15 protein-coding genes are annotated in these 16,139 nt (G+C 31.3%); 14 read left to right on the top strand and 1 reads right to left on the bottom strand.

What is annotated here, in order from left to right:
* Positions 1-219 precede the first annotated feature (219 nt).
* The 5 genes from CD135_RS07115 to CD135_RS07095 all read left to right on the top strand — a co-directional run bounded on the left by CD135_RS07115 (position 220) and on the right by CD135_RS07095 (position 5,188).
* A complete protein-coding gene (locus tag CD135_RS07115; protein ID WP_017000073.1) occupies positions 220-1,011 on the top strand; it encodes a phosphotransferase family protein in 792 nt (263 codons plus the stop codon).
* Between the two features lie 13 nt (positions 1,012-1,024).
* On the top strand, positions 1,025-1,660 hold the full coding sequence (gene trmB / locus CD135_RS07110; protein WP_017000074.1) for a tRNA (guanosine(46)-N7)-methyltransferase TrmB: 636 nt from the start codon (positions 1,025-1,027) through the stop codon (positions 1,658-1,660).
* A gap of 321 nt (positions 1,661-1,981) precedes the next feature.
* A complete protein-coding gene (locus CD135_RS07105) occupies positions 1,982-2,860 on the top strand; it encodes a nuclease-related domain-containing protein (protein WP_167543687.1) in 879 nt (292 codons plus the stop codon).
* A gap of 296 nt (positions 2,861-3,156) precedes the next feature.
* Positions 3,157-3,999 (top strand): YtnP family quorum-quenching lactonase, encoded by an 843-nt coding sequence (locus CD135_RS07100; protein WP_017000599.1) that lies wholly within the window; start codon positions 3,157-3,159, stop codon positions 3,997-3,999.
* Entirely contained in the window at positions 3,989-5,188 is a 1,200-nt protein-coding gene (locus CD135_RS07095) for a MalY/PatB family protein (RefSeq protein WP_103269098.1), read from the top strand. The genes CD135_RS07100 and CD135_RS07095 overlap by 11 nt, the downstream gene beginning before the upstream one ends.
* 46 nt (positions 5,189-5,234) lie before the next feature.
* Here CD135_RS07095 and CD135_RS07090 read toward each other — a convergent pair whose 3' ends face one another.
* Positions 5,235-5,549: a hypothetical protein gene (locus tag CD135_RS07090; protein ID WP_017000601.1), complete on the bottom strand. Its 315-nt coding sequence runs from the start codon at positions 5,547-5,549 to the stop codon at positions 5,235-5,237.
* 78 nt (positions 5,550-5,627) lie between these two features.
* Between CD135_RS07090 and CD135_RS07085 the strand changes: the two genes are divergently transcribed.
* The 9 genes from CD135_RS07085 (at position 5,628) to CD135_RS07045 (ending at position 15,907) form a co-directional block, all read left to right on the top strand.
* Complete coding sequence (locus tag CD135_RS07085; protein ID WP_064205240.1) at positions 5,628-6,704, top strand: M42 family metallopeptidase; 1,077 nt, start codon at positions 5,628-5,630, stop codon at positions 6,702-6,704.
* Positions 6,705-6,848: 144 nt separating this feature from the next.
* On the top strand, positions 6,849-7,865 hold the full coding sequence (locus CD135_RS07080; RefSeq protein ID WP_017000602.1) for a PTS sugar transporter subunit IIC: 1,017 nt from the start codon (positions 6,849-6,851) through the stop codon (positions 7,863-7,865).
* Complete coding sequence (locus CD135_RS07075) at positions 7,862-8,176, top strand: thioredoxin family protein (RefSeq protein WP_017000603.1); 315 nt, start codon at positions 7,862-7,864, stop codon at positions 8,174-8,176. The genes CD135_RS07080 and CD135_RS07075 overlap by 4 nt, the downstream gene beginning before the upstream one ends.
* A gap of 142 nt (positions 8,177-8,318) precedes the next feature.
* Complete coding sequence (locus CD135_RS07070; RefSeq protein ID WP_017000604.1) at positions 8,319-9,194, top strand: DUF1444 domain-containing protein; 876 nt, start codon at positions 8,319-8,321, stop codon at positions 9,192-9,194.
* 25 nt (positions 9,195-9,219) lie between these two features.
* Positions 9,220-9,825 carry a YtpR family tRNA-binding protein gene (gene ytpR, locus CD135_RS07065; RefSeq protein ID WP_017000605.1) on the top strand — a complete coding sequence of 202 codons (606 nt, stop codon included), beginning with the start codon at positions 9,220-9,222 and terminating at the stop codon, positions 9,823-9,825.
* A gap of 7 nt (positions 9,826-9,832) precedes the next feature.
* Complete coding sequence (locus CD135_RS07060; protein WP_103269103.1) at positions 9,833-13,219, top strand: DNA translocase FtsK; 3,387 nt, start codon at positions 9,833-9,835, stop codon at positions 13,217-13,219.
* A gap of 22 nt (positions 13,220-13,241) precedes the next feature.
* On the top strand, positions 13,242-14,552 hold the full coding sequence (murC, locus tag CD135_RS07055) for a UDP-N-acetylmuramate--L-alanine ligase (RefSeq protein WP_064205241.1): 1,311 nt from the start codon (positions 13,242-13,244) through the stop codon (positions 14,550-14,552).
* Positions 14,553-14,634: 82 nt separating this feature from the next.
* Entirely contained in the window at positions 14,635-15,186 is a 552-nt protein-coding gene (locus tag CD135_RS07050; protein WP_017000608.1) for a DUF948 domain-containing protein, read from the top strand.
* Between the two features lie 91 nt (positions 15,187-15,277).
* Positions 15,278-15,907 carry a YtxH domain-containing protein gene (locus tag CD135_RS07045; protein WP_017000609.1) on the top strand — a complete coding sequence of 210 codons (630 nt, stop codon included), beginning with the start codon at positions 15,278-15,280 and terminating at the stop codon, positions 15,905-15,907.
* The last annotated feature ends 232 nt before the right edge of the window (positions 15,908-16,139 follow it).

The following is a 16,139-nucleotide window of genomic DNA, read 5'->3' as shown; positions in this document are numbered from 1 at the left end:
ACGTAAATACTGAACTTTATAGATATTTTGTATCTGAATAGGTTCAAAATACCCCAAAGTTTTCATTTATGTGGTTGAAATCTGCACAGAAAAATAATAAAATTTAAATCAAGCGCACTAAAATGACAAAAAATAAACGGGTTTTTTAAGATTAAGTAATGACTCTTGAAAATTGATGTTCATGAGTCTTTTTCTTTTTCTGAAAGTGAGGTGGATAGGTTGGAACATTTTTATCAATTAGGATGGACATTAGACTCAGCAGGTGGGGCATCTGGTGAAGCATATATGGCAGAACAAGACGGCCGCAAACTCTTCCTAAAAAGAAATTCAAGCCCCTTCTTAACAGCTTTGTCAGCTGAAGGGATTGTACCAAAATTAGTTTGGACAAAAAGAATTGAAACTGGAGAAGTTGTAACTGCACAACATTGGAAAAATGGTCGAGAGTTAGTCCAAGATGAAATGAATTCTAACCGCGTTGCCAAACTTCTTAAAAAAATACATTCTTCAAAACAATTACTTAATATGTTAAAGCGTATGGAAATGAAACCTATGCACCCAGAGTTATTATTTAATAAAATTAATAGTTCTTTATCTAGGCACGTATTAGCGAATAGAACTGTTAGAAAAGCGTTGCTATATTTAGAAGAAAATATGCCAATGCTAGATAGTCGCTTCTATACTGTTATTCATGGCGATGTGAATCATAATAATTGGCTTTTATCTGATCAAGACGAATTATACTTAGTAGATTGGGAAGGCGCGATGATTGCTGACCCTGCTATAGATATAGGTATGATATTGTATACTTATGTTGATGAAAAAGATTGGGTTGATTGGTTAAGTAAGTATGGTATTAATGATACACATGACTTAAAGAAAAGAATGAAATGGTATACGCTTATACAGGCTATTGCTATGGTTGAGTGGTACGAAGAGAAAAAACGCTATAATGATATGAATGATTGGTTGAATTTCTTAAGTGAAGTCATGAATCGAAATGTATTTATATAAGGAGTTACTTTGAATGAGAATGAGAAATAAACCTTGGGCAGATGATTTCTTAAAAAGTCATCCCCAAATTGTTGATGTTGATTTGAATCAGCAGTATAAAATGGCTGAATGGTTTGAAAAAGACCAACCAATACACATCGAAGTTGGTACAGGTATGGGTAGGTTTATAACTGAAATGGCAAGACGTCATCCAGAAATTAATTATGTTGCAATAGAAAGAGACAAAAACGTCATGGTTCGAGTATTAGAAAAAGTAAAAGAATTAGAACTTGAGAATATTAAGTTGATTAATCAAGATGCTAAATTACTTACAGAGTACTTTGTAGAAAATGAAGTATCGAGAATTTATTTAAACTTTTCTGATCCATGGCCGAAAACACGTCACACAAAACGTAGATTAACGTTTTCATCGTTTTTAGAAATCTATCGACATATATTAAAGAAAGACGGACAAATCCACTTTAAAACAGATAACCAAGGATTGTTCGAATATAGTTTAGAAAGTATGTCAGCCTTTGGAATGACATTCGACTTAATCAATTTAAACTTACATGAGAATGAACCAGAAGAGAACATACGCACAGAATATGAAGACAAATTCTCAAACAGAGGATTTAGAATCTATCGTATGGAAGCAAGTTTTAAATAATGTAGTTAAAAAGGTTGGGATATAAATCCTGACTCAGAATAAATAAGCATATCACTTAACTGATTATTTCAGTTTGAAAGTGATATGCTTATTTTTTATAAAATTTAACGATTATGTTCGTGCATGCTTGCCTGGGGTATGGCTCGAGCCTGTAGTCTCTCACGCATACTATTCCCCGGGCGTCAGCACTTTACAAAATCGTCAGAGTTATACAATACCAGCTATTTTTAATTTTTTAAGATACTTATGTCTCGTCCTTTTTTTCTTTTCTATATAATAAAAAGCGTTTATAATTATATAAAAAATATTGGAGGTTTGCCGATGCAAAATATAGTATATTTTACTTCTTTAATTAATAGAATTGATAAAAGTTCACTTGATAGTCAAATGGCTACTTTTTTGAAGGGACTAGAAGGCGAAGCAATTATTTATCAAAAACTAAAACTAATTAATCATTTACCATTTCTCTACAATATTGAACTTAATATAAATAATAGAGTACAAATAGATTTTTTAGTCGTTTCTGATGATTATGTTTATCACTTTGAAATAAAAAATTATAGTGGTGATTACTATATAAAAAACGACCAATTTATAAATGATTATGGAAGTATGTTTTATACACCATTTCAACAGTTATATCGAGCTAATAATGAATTACAGCTGCTTTTAAAGAAATGTGAAATTAATAGAGAAATAAAGACTATACTAATCTTCACTAATCCCACTTTTACTTTAAAATCCCAAATACCGCCCCAATATGAAGTTCTATTACCAACTGAATTACATAAAATCCAAAGATTGTTCGAAAATTATAAAACAGCAGAAAATCATAGAATTTTAAAAATAATTGAAGAGGAAAAGAATACTTTTTCTGACATATATCAAAATAATAAGAGAGTCCCATTTGATGATATTAAACATGGCTTGAAGTGCCCGAATTGTAAAAGCGTTGATAAACTAAACATAAGCGAGAAAAAGAAAAGTGTATGTTGTACTATCTGCTCAAATAAGTTTAGTAGAAGAAGTATATATTTGTATAACTTAAAAGAACTGTTTATTTGTAAAGGCGAACCATTTACATTACAAGATGCAGAAAGATGGTGTAGTACTAATAATAAACACACACTGAGAAGATTTTGTAATAAATATTTTGAAATTATTGAAGGCAAGCCAAGAAAGTATTACTTAAAACTTTAAAATTGTATTAAAAGCTGAAGTACAGTTTCGAAATGTAGCAAGACGATGTCCATGTGCAACATAGCGCCCCCGAAAGTTGCAAGAGAAGGTCGACGTGCAACATACCACCCCCGAATGTAGCAAGACGATGTCCATGTGCAACATAGCGCTCCCGAAAGTTGCAAGACGCGGTCGACGTGCAACATAGCACTCACAACTACTCTTTTACCATCACAAAACATATTTATCTAAACCTTGATGGGTGTTCATTATAATAATAAATGATAAAATAATAATAATGAATGGAGGGGAATATCTTGTTTAATATTGGAGAATTCAATTTATATCCATTACAAGGTGGTATTACGAATATGGACGGTGGAGCCATGTTTGGTGTTGTACCAAGACCATTATGGACGAAGAAGTATCCGTGTAATGAACGCAATCAAATACCACTAGTATGTCATCCTATTTTAATACAAAATAATAATCATAATATGATTATTGATACTGGTGTGGGTAATGGAAAATTTACTGAAAAACAAAAACGTAATTATGGAGCTACATATGAAAGTGATATACATGGTTCTTTAGAACAATTTAACTTAACAGTTGATGATATAGATATTGTAATTATGTCACATATGCACTTTGATCATGCTTGTGGGCTAACAACGCCGGATGGTCAATCTGTATTTAAAAATGCTGTCATATACACTTCGCAAATAGAGTGGAATGAAATGAGAGCGCCTAATATTAGAAGTAAGTCTACTTATTGGGAAGAAAACCATAAAAATATTGAACATCAAGTTGTTACATTCAAAGATGAATTTGAAGTTATACCTGGTATAACGATGAAACATACAGGAGGCCATAGCGCGGGACATTCAGTTATTGAAATTGAAAGCAATGGGGAAAAAGCAGTTCATATGGCAGATATATTTCCAACATTTGCACACTTAAATCCACTTTGGGTTACAGCATATGACGATTATCCTATGGATTCTATTAATGCTAAAGAAAGATTAATACAAAAATATATAAAAGAAAATTATTGGTTCTTGTTTTATCACGATATTAATCATTTTGCAGTTAAGATTGATGATGAAACGAGAAAAATTAAAAACGATATCAGAAGGGATGAGCTAATTGAAGTATAATTTTGATGAAGTTATCGATAGAAGAGGTACAGCTACTGTTGCTTATGACGGACAACAAAAAGTATATGATTACGAGAATTTAGAACCATTTTGGATAGCTGATATGGATATTAAAACGCCCGAATTTATTATAGAACATTTGAAAAATAAATTAGATCAAGCACATTTTGGTTATTTAGTGTGGAAACAAGATGAATATTTAAATGCGATTAAAAATTGGTATAAAAAAAGATTCAGCGTTAACGTTCAAAAAAATGATATATACTATGTGCCAAGTATATTATTCACAGTCACAGAAGTGATTCGTGAATTTACGAAAGAAGGCGAAGGTGTTCTTATTCATACACCATCTTATAATGCTTTTCTTAACCTTATAGAAGGAAATAAAAGAGAGGTAGTTGAATCTCCTCTTATCCAAACTGATGAAGGCTATAAATTAGACGTAGAACAATTTGAAAAAGTAGCTTCTAGGGAAGATGTGAAAGTTTTAGTATTTTGTAATCCTCACAATCCAACAGGTAAAGTTTGGACTAAAGAAGAATGTGAGCAAATAAAAGAAATATGTGAGAGACATGACGTGTTTATAGTTTCTGATGAAATTCATATGGATTTTGCAAGAAGTGAAAACGGCTTTTATTCTATGGCAAATCTTATGCAGTTAGATTCTCCAATTTTAGTGGTAACAGGCTTAGGAAAGACATTTAACTTAGCTAGTTTAGCAAGTAGCTATATGATTACAAAACATCGCTATTTTACAATGCAATTTAATAGAAAACTAGGAACTTATTATGGACTTGCAGCTGCAAATACTTTAGCGGTAGAGGCGGTAAAAGTTGCATATAACCAAGCTGAAGAGTGGGTTGATCAATTAAACGATCATATAGAACGAAATATGAGAATTTTAAAAGAATTCGTAGATAATGAAATGTCAGATCAATTAAGTTTCATTAAGCCTGAATCGACATATTTAGCATGGATTGATTTCTCGAATAGTGGTTATAGTGAGGAAAAAGTACAAAAAGCGTTACAGTCTGTTGGTAAAATCGCGACTGGTATTGGAAATTCATATGAGCTTGATGAAAGTCATCACTTTAGACTTAATGTAGCATGTAGTGAAGATAAATTAATTGGTGGATTAGAAGCTATTAAACAATCATTTAACGCTTTAGACAACGATGAAATAGAATAAAGAAAACATAACGTACAAAAAATGTACGTTATGTTTTCTTTGAAAATTAAATTTCATAAATGTCTATAACTTGACCGTTGAAAGCATCGGCAATAAATTCGTAATGGACTGGGCTACCATTTTTGTTAATTGTTATTCCACCATGAACTACTTTAGTTTCAATACCAAACTTTTGGTAGGTCTTTGGGATATGTAAAATGTAAGAACCTTCAACGTCATTAAATTGGCTTTTTACTTGTTTTAAAATTTCTTCGCAGCTGTAATGTTTAAATTGTTTAAAGTAAATTAATGCTGTAAGAATCCCTATACCAGTAAAAATTGAAAACAATAACATGACTAGTCGCAACTTATTATTTTGCATGACCATACCTCCTTTAACTTAAATCTAGTGTACCATAAAGAAAGAATGATAGATAAAATTTTAGCAAGGAGAATCATTATGACACAAATTGGACAAGAAACAATAAATAGAATGAGAACTTTGACTGAATTACATGCTGTACCTGGCTTTGAAGGTGAAGCTCGTGAATATTTAAAAGAACAAATGAAACCTTTTGTTGACGAAATAATCGGAGATAATATGGGGAGTATTTATGGTGTAAAAAAATCTAAAAAAGAAAATGCACCAAAAGTTTTAGTTGCAGCTCATATGGATGAAATTGGATTTATGGTAACAGAAATGACAAAAGAAGGCATGTTGAAATTCACACCTTTAGGTGGTGTATCATCTGATGTATGGTTATCACAAACGTTACAATTAAAAACAAGAGATAATCAATATTACAATGGCGTAGTAGGTAGTATTCCGAAACATTTTAGAACTGGTAAAGAATCTGGTGTTGCAATTGAAGATATGTTGTTAGACGTTGGAGCAGAAAATATGCAACAACTTAAAGATATGGGAATCAATATTGGAGATACAATTGTACCTAGAACAAATCTAGAGCAACTCACTGAAAACAGAATTTTAGCTAAAGCATGGGATAATAGATATGGATGTTTAGTTGGGTTAGAATTATTAGAAGCAGTTAAAGATATTGATTTAGATGTTGATTTATATGTAGGCGCTAACGTACAAGAAGAGGTTGGATTACGCGGTGCTTCAGCAAGTGTTAACTTAATAGAACCTGACTTAGCCTTAGTAGTAGACTGTTCACCTGCCAATGATATGAAAGGTCATATCGGATTATCTGGAGCACTAGGTGAAGGTGTGTTAATAAGAATTCTTGATAGAACTATGATTTTATCTGAAAGAATGAGAGACTATTTAATTAATATAGTTGAAGAAAAAGATATTAATCATCAATATTTCCAATCACCGGGAGGTACAGATGGCGGTGAGATTCATAAAGCATTAACAGGTATACCAACTGCAGTTATTGGTGTTTGTGCACGTTATATTCATACAAGTAAAGCGATATATGATGTTAGAGATTATTTAAATGCTAAACAATTATTAGTAGAAATTGTTCAAGACATTAATAAAGAAAAAATCGAACATTTAAAATATAATTAGAATTTAAATAAACTAGCAGATAGTTAAATTCCATATCTTGCTATTATTAAGGTTAATTATATAAGACACATGTCGTTATTAATATTAAATTTAATAATGATATGTGTTTTTTTATAGTATAATCTTTTTTAAGGAGTGTGAATAATGATCAAAATAAAATCTTTTTTTAGTAGAACGATTATAGATGGATTAAGTTATATGGCTTTAGGTTTATTTAGTACTTTAATTGTAGGGCTTATAATTGAAACACTTGGCCGTACATTGAATACATATTTTGATACATCAATAATGATTGAAATAGGAAAGTTAGCACAAAATTTAACTGGAGCTGGGGTAGGGGTGGCTGTTAGTTATGGTTTAGGCGCCTCGCCGCTCATCATTTTTGCAACAGTAGTAACTGGTATGTATGGTTACGAACAAGGAGGGGCGGTTGGCAGTTATTTATCTTCAGTCTTTGCAAGTGAATTAGGAAAAGTATATTCAGGGAAAACTAAAATAGATATTATTTTGTCTCCAATTTTGACATTATTAGTAGGTGTTTGTATTGCGAAATTTATCGCACCATTTATCGATGCGTTTATGAAACACTTAGGAAATTGGATCCAAATAAGCACGGAACAACAGCCTTTATTGATGGGAATATTCGTAAGTTGCTTAGTAGGAATGACTTTATCTAGTCCGATTTCTAGTGCAGCTTTATCTTTAATGTTAGGTTTGAGTGGAACAGCCGCAGCAGCAGCCACTATTGGTGGATGTTGTCACATGGTAGGATTTGCAGTAACAGGATATAGAGATAATGGTATTTCAGGTATCATTGCACACGGAATTGGAACAAGTAAGTTACAAATTTCAAATTACTTAAAACACCCATTTATTTTAATTCCACCTGTAGTAGCCAGTATTGTAGTAGCTCCAATAATGACAGTGTTTTGGCCGATGGAAAATAATGCAGCTGGAGCTGGCATGGGTTCAAGTGGGTTTGTTGGTCAAATTATGACAATACAAACGATGGGCGCATCTACAGAAGTATGGTTACAAATTTTATTCTTCCATTTCTTATTACCGGCTGTAGTCAGTTTATTTGTTTATCATATACTGAAAAGATATCATATGATTAAAGGTGGACAACAAACAATTATGATAGGAAGTGTAAAAAAATGAAACAATTAACATCAATAGAAGAATTTAATCAATTAACAAATGACCCAACCGTTTTCATGTTCACGGCTTCATGGTGTCCTGATTGCCATTTTATTGACCCAGATTTACCGGCATTAGAACAAAAATACAATGATTATCAGTTCGTCTCGGTAGATAGAGATGAATTTATTGAATTATGCCAAGAAGTTGGTGTGATGGGTATTCCGAGTTTTGTAGCATTTGATAATCAAAAAGAACTAGGAAGATATGTTGGAAAAGAAAGAAAAACTATAGAACAAATAAGTGAATTTATAGAAGGATTGAAGAAATAAATCGAAAAAAAGTAGGTTGAAATAAAAGTTGATTTTATTTCTCGAAACCTACTTTTTTCATTGATTTAAATAAGTTTATCACTGTAACATGGCGCTAATTTGTTGTAAACTAGATAAAGGTATAAAAATAGGAGTGTTATGTATGAATGTCTTTCAAATGAGAGATTTACTAAAAGAACGCTTGAAATCATTAGATGCTAATTTCAAGTTTGATAGAGAAGATGAAAGTTTAAGAATTGAACGTAAAGATAACCAAAAAGGTTTATCAGTAAAAATTTCACCAATTATTGCAAAGTATAAAAATAGTGGAGATAAAATTGTAGATGAAATTGTTTATTATGTAACTGAAACAATTCATGCAATGCAAGATGAATCTACTAAGGAAATCAGTAAAATAGAAATATTACCTGTAATTAGATCTACAAGTTTCCATAAAGAAACTAAAGAAGGTACTCCATTTATAATAGATGAACATACAGCCGAAACAAACATTTATTATGCGTTGGATTTAGGCAACACTTATAGATTAATCGATGAATCTATGTTAGAAGAACTAAATATGTCTCATAATCAAATAAAAGAACAAGCTTTATTTAACATTAAAAAAAGAAAAACATCATATAAATCTGATGAAGTACAAGGTAATACATTTTATTTTGTAAATACAAATGATGGATATGATGCTTCTAGAATTTTAAATCAGTCATTCCTTAAGGATGTTTATCAAAATATCGAAGGAGAAATGCTTCTTGCAACACCTCATCAAGATGTGTTGGTTATTTGTGACATCAAAAATGAAATAGGCTATGATGTGGTAGCGCAAATGAATATGCATTTCTTCCAAAATGGTTTAGTGCCTATAACTTCGCTGTCATTCTCTTACAAACCGGATGAACCATTAGAACCTATATTTATATTAGGTAAAAATCATTCACGTAAAAGAAATAAAGAAGTAATAGAAAGATTAGAAAAAAATAGAGAAATATTTAAAAATATGAAAAATAATGAAAAGAAATGATAAGAAATGATAAGGAGTTATAATTATGAATTTATTTTATAATAAAAATGGTATTGGGGATGTATTGTTAGTTTCATTAGAACCATCAACAGAAAATTTGGAATATGAAAATCAAAATGATATTACAATTATAAAAAGCGATGGCAACATTGTTGGTTTTAATATTTTTAATGCTTCTAAATATGTTCAAATTGAAGGAAATGGAAATATCAAAACTGAAGAAAAACATGTTAGTAGTATTCAAGATTTACTAGAAAAGAATAATATCAACTATAAATTAGAAGTTGATTTATCACCTAAATTTGTAGTAGGGTTTGTTAAAGAAAAATCTAAACATCCGGATGCAGATAAATTATCTGTATGTAAAATCGATGTTGGAAACGAAACATTACAAATTGTATGCGGAGCTCCAAATATAGAGCAAGATCAAAAAGTAGTCGTAGCTAAAGTAGGAGCAGTTATGCCAAGTGGTATGATTATTAAAGACGCAGAATTACGTGGCGTTCCTTCAAGTGGCATGGTTTGTTCTATGAAAGAGCTAGATTTAGAAGGTGCTCCGAAAGAAAAAGGTATAATGGTATTAGATGATAGTTATACTGTAGGAACACCATTTTTTGAAGATGAAAGGTAGTGAACCTATGAGTTGGTTTGATGATATATTCGGTCAGTCTAAAAATAAACAAAAAAATAAAGAAAAAGAAAATGAAAATATTCCTTTTGACCATGGTTCAGAAGATGAAGAAGTGAACGAAGAAATTTATAAAAGACCAAGAGGTAAATTTAGATTTCCAATAGATATGGATGTTGACGCTGAAACTGAAACAGAGACTGAACAAAATTCTGATCAAGAGCATGATTCACAACAAGAATATAACTACTATGATGAGCGATTTTACAATGAAAATGAAGCGTCATATCCAACAAATAGAAGAAGGCGTCGCAGAAGAAGTCATGACGGAGAAGAAGCACCCTCTGAACCACAACCTAAAAAAGACAAGGGTGTTTATGAGAACAAACGTTTAACAAGACCTTCTAGCACTGAACAATATTCTTCAGTTTTCAAAAAGAAATCTGTTCATGATAAAGAAGACGATGCTTTCAATCGAAGATTATCTTCTTTAAATCAACCTAAGTTTCACGCTTCAGAAGTGCCTTCTGCTATATTTGGAATGAGAAAACAAAAAGATGTTCCAAACAGTGGTTTGAAAGAACCTTCTACACCTGATACTTCTAACATCAAAGAAGAAGATAACAAAGATAGTAACGAATATGAGAGCATTGATAATCAAAGTAGCAATAGTGAAGTGGTACGTGATACGCCCACTTATTCAAAGACGGACAATACTATAAATATTGAAAATATATACGCTTCGCAAATTGTTTCTGAAATTAGAAAAGAGCGAGAAAAGAAGCTTCAAAAGAAAAAACAATTTGAAAAAGCTTTAAGAGAAAAAAGAGAACAAGAACTACAAAATATTCAATCTGAAGAAGAAAAATCTCAAATTAAACAACAAGACGAATTTTTCAAAAAACAGGCATCTTTTATTAAAAATAATCAAATCAATGAAGAGCCGGAAGATAACACTGAAGAAACTACAACTGAAGACATTAAGTCATCAGATGATTATATTACACAACCTAACAGTGACGAAAATGAATTGAAATTTGAAGAAGAAAGCTCTAAAGAGTCATTGCAACCAGATGTAAACGACATGACTACATATGAATTTAAAGAAATAAATTTGGATATTGATGAAGAACCAGAAGAACAAAAACGACAACAAGAAGAAAATCTTGATGTTGAAGAAATCGATGGAATAGAACCAGCTAAAGAAGAAAACTCAGAAGATTTAGACGTACAGTTTGAAGAATTAACAGAATTAGCTACAGAAGAATCAAATAATGAGTCTTTAGATAATCAATCTGAAAACAGAGAACCAGTAGAAGAAACAGCGAAATCCTCAGATTTACAATTTGAAGAAGTTGAAGATACAGAAATAAAGCGTGTTCCTAATGAAAGTGAATATAATAGTATCGAAGAAGAAAACTTTGTAGAAGATGATATTGAATTTGAGGAAGTTCCAGAAAACACTAATGAATATTTTGAAGAAGAAGTTATAGAAGGGGTAGAGTCCGCCTTTAATGGAAATGAAAATAACGATAATTTCAAAGAAGATAATTTTGTAGAAGATGATATTGAATTTGAAGAAGTCCCAGAAACGACTAATGAAGACTTTGAAGAAAAAGATGACGACGAAGAACTGTCATTTATAGATGATGAGTTTACGACATCAGAAAAAGAATTAAATGAAACTGAAGATACTCAATCTAAAGTTGAAATCTCTGAATCAAACGAAGAACTTGAAGATAAGTCACAGTTGAGAGATGAACCAAAAAATAAAAAGAAATCTTTAGAACCAGTACTTAAACCTAATAATAAAAAATCATCTCCATTTAATGTTGTTATGACGCCTTCAGATAAAAAGAAATATCATACATTTAAAAATCAGACTTCAACAAATGTAAAGCAAGAAGCTAAAGTGAATAATGCTTCTGAAAATAATCAGACGAATAATGATTTCAACAACGAGAGCCTTGAAACAGTGACAAAACGTAAAGGACCATCATTTGTATTACCACCATTGACAATTTTAGACGATGTAGTTGAACAAGAGGATAATACAGAATGGTTAGAAGAGAAGAAAAAAGAATTAGACGAAGCGTTTTATCACTTTAATGTACCTGCTCATGTTGTCAATATGATACAAGGGCCAACTGTAACTCGCTTTGAACTATCTGTAGAAAAAGGCGTTAAAGTTTCAAGAATTACAGCACTTCAAGATGATATAAAAATGGCATTAGCAGCAAAAGATATAAGAATCGAAGCGCCAATTCCAGGAACGAGTTTAGTAGGTATTGAAGTGCCAAATCAAACACCTAGAAAAATACCATTAGGTCAAATGATTACATCTAAAGCTTTTCAACAAGCTGAAAGTAAATTAACAGTAGCTATGGGCTTTAAGATTAATAATGAACCTTTATTAATGGATATTTCAAAAACACCGCACGCATTAATAGCTGGAGCTACTGGTTCAGGAAAGTCAGTATGTATCAACGCAATTTTGACGAGTTTGTTATACAAAAATCATCCTGATGAATTGAAGTTGCTACTCATTGATCCAAAAATGGTAGAACTAGCGCCATATAACGATTTACCACATCTAGTTTCACCAGTTATTACAGATGTTAAAGCTGCTACAGCAAGTCTTAAATGGGCTGTAGAAGAAATGGAAAAAAGGTATAAAGAGTTTGCGGAATTGCATGTTCGAAATATTACGGCTTATAATAAGAAAGCCACTTATGAAAAACGCATGCCTAAAATTGTAATTGTAATAGACGAATTAGCAGATTTAATGATGATGTCTCCACAAGAAGTTGAACAATCAATAGCTAGGATTGCACAAAAAGCGAGAGCATGTGGTATTCACATGATTTTAGCTACACAAAGACCATCTGTAAATGTTATTACAGGATTGATAAAAGCAAATGTTCCTACTAGAATATCATTCATGGTTTCATCTTCTATAGATTCTAGAACAATTCTTGATGTTGGTGGTGCTGAAAAACTACTTGGTAACGGTGATATGTTATATCTAGGAAATGGTATGAATAAACCGATTAGAGTACAAGGTGCATTTGTGTCAGATGATGAAATTGACGAGACAGTTTCCTTTGTAAGCGATCAAATGGAACCTAACTATTTATTTAAACAAGAAACATTATTGAAAAAAGTGAATGAGCAACCAGCTGATGCACTATTTGATGATGTATGTGAATTTATGGTTAATGAAGGTCATATATCTACGTCATTGATACAAAGGCATTTCCAAATTGGTTATAATAGAGCTGCTAGAATGATTGATAACTTAGAAGCAAACGGCTTTATCTCAGGACCAAATGGCTCGAAACCGAGAGAGGTTTTAATTTCAAAAGATACATTAGAAAATGGAAAAACTAACATATAAGAAATAGAAGGAGTGACATGAAATGACATTATTTCATTTTGTCGGAATAAAAGGGGCTGGAATGAGTTCTTTAGCACAAATTATGCATGACATGGGCCATAATGTACAAGGTTCTGATATAGAAAATACAGTGTTTACTGAAATTGCATTGAAAAATAAAGGAATAAAAATATTACCTTTTGATGTAGAAAATATTCATGAAGGTATGACAGTTATAGCTGGAAATGCTTTTCCTGATACTCATCCCGAAATTGCTAAAGCATACGAGTTAGGTCTTGAAGTTAAAAGATATCACATATTCTTAGGTGAATTTATGTCTCAATATACTTCTGTAGCAGTAACAGGTGCTCACGGTAAAACTTCAACAACTGGTTTGCTTTCTCACGTAATGAATGGTGATCAAAAAACATCATTTTTAATTGGGGATGGAACGGGTATGGGCTTACCTGATAGTTCTTATTTTGCATTTGAAGCATGTGAATATAGAAGGCATTTCTTAAGTTACTATCCTGATTATGCAATTATGACAAATATTGATTTCGATCACCCCGACTACTTCAAGAATTTACAAGATGTGACGAATGCCTTTCAAGAAATGGCAAATAACGTAAAGAAAGCTATTATAGCTTGGGGCCACGACGCAGAATTAAGAAAAATAAAAGCAGATATTCCGATTTATTTTTATGGATTTGAAAATGAAAATGATGTTTATGCTGAAAACGTTCAAACTTCTTCAAAAGGCACTACTTTTGATGTTTACTTTAAAAATGGTAAGCAATATATAGGTTCATTTACGACACCTATGTATGGAGACCACCATGTATTAAATGCACTTGCAGTTATTGCAGTATGTTATTTAGAAAACTTAGATATTAATAATATAAAAGAAGCATTATTAACATTTGGCGGTGTAAAAAGAAGATTTAGTGAAAGTTTTTATGATAATCAAGTTTTAATAGATGATTATGCACATCATCCAAGGGAAATTAATGCTACAATTGAGTCAGCGAGAAAAAAATATCCTGAAAAAGAAGTGATAGCAGTATTTCAACCACACACTTTTTCAAGAACTGAAACATTTTTAAATGAATTTGCAGAAAGCTTAAATCAAGCGGATCAAGTTTATTTATGTGATATATTTGGTTCTATAAGAGAGCAACAAGGTGAATTAACAATAAATGATCTACAAGCGTTAATTGAAAATTCAAAATTAATTAGTGAAGAAACAGTTTCACAACTTAAAAACCATTCAAATGGTGTTATACTATTTATGGGCGCTGGAGACATACAAAAAGTTCAAAGAGCCTATGTGAGTACTCTTACTGAATCATAATATTATGTTTATGCATAATGATTAAGGGTATTAAATATTAGTAAATCATATTAAGTTTTATAATTATTAGGAGGCGTTCAGTATGGATTGGTTATTACCATTAGCAGGTATTATTGCTGCTATTGCATTTTTAGTTATTTGTGTAGTATTAGCAATGTTCTTAGTGCAATTATTAAAAACAGTTAAAGGAATCAATGAAACTTTAGATGGCATTCAAGGCCAAATACAAGGAATTACACGTGAATCAACTGACTTACTTCACAAGGCAAACCGCTTAACTGAAGATATTCAAGATAAATCATTACGTTTAAATTCTGTTGTAGATGCAGTTAAAGGTGTTGGAGATTCAGTACAAACACTTAACTCTTCAGTAGATAGAGTTACAAATTCAATTACGCATAATATCTCTCAAAATGAAGATAAAATTTCTCAAGTAGTACAATGGTCAAATGTTGCAATGGAAGTTGCAGACAAATGGCAAATGAGAAAGAATCGTAGAAGTTATGCTTCATTTAAAAATGGTACAACGACTTCTAAAGATTATGAAGCGGAAGTTCCTAAAGATTATAATGAACAAACGACGTCTGGTGATAAATTAGACGAAGATAAAATTAATGCAGGATTGAAAAAATAAAGTTAATGAGGCTGAGACATAATTAAATGCCTCAGCCTCAAACATTTTATTGTCTATTAACATTAATTAATTTAAACAGGAGGTTTTATTGATGGAAAATCAATATAATAGAGATTTATATACACATGGTTTAGAAACATATGAAGCAAAACATGAAAATAATACAAGTGGTAGAGATTTTGTATTTGGTGTGATTTTAGGAACAGTAGTAGGTGGGATTGCCGGTTTATTATTAGCGCCTAAATCAGGTAGAGCTCTTCAAGATGATTTAAGCGAACAGTCAAATAAAATTATTGAAGATGTTAAAACTAAAACAGACGATTTAAAAGCTCAAGCTCAAACAAAAGCTGAAGAACTTCGTACACAAGCAGAAGAAAAGAAAGAAGAAGCAACTGAAAAAGCAAAAGAAGTAAAAGCTAAAGCTGAAGACAAAAAAGAAGAAGTAAAAGCTAAAACTGAAGAAAAGAAAGAAGAAGCAGCTGATAAAGCAGAACAAGCTAAAGCTAAAGCTGAAGAGAAAAAAACAGAAACAAAGAAAAAAGCTGACGAAGTAAAATCTAAACAAGCTGAAAAGAAAGCAAACAAAAATGTTGTAACAGCTGACGATGTCGATGACGAAGAATTAAAAGCACAAAAAGGTGCGATTAAGTCTGAAGTTAATGATGAAGATTTAAAAGGACCTAAAACAGTAGTAGAAAAAAAGACTTTTGATAAAAAGTAAGCATTAAAGATAAAAGCCAGGCTGAGACATATTAATGTCTCAGCCTGATTTATTATATTGGCAGTAGCTAACAAAGGTGGATTACAACCTCTTTTAAAAAAATTAGATTTCAGTTCCACTTTCTTTTTAATATTTATACATATGAGGTATTATATATAACATAAACATAAATTATAATTATTTTCAGAAAAATAACAATTAAGGTTGAATAGCTCGATTTTAATTGTTATAC

The organism is Mammaliicoccus lentus, from assembly GCF_002902755.1.
In the GTDB taxonomy this organism is placed as follows: Bacteria; Bacillota; Bacilli; order Staphylococcales; family Staphylococcaceae; genus Mammaliicoccus; species Mammaliicoccus lentus.
Note: the sequence above shows the minus strand (reverse complement) of the source record. Positions and strands in the feature narration are given on the sequence as shown.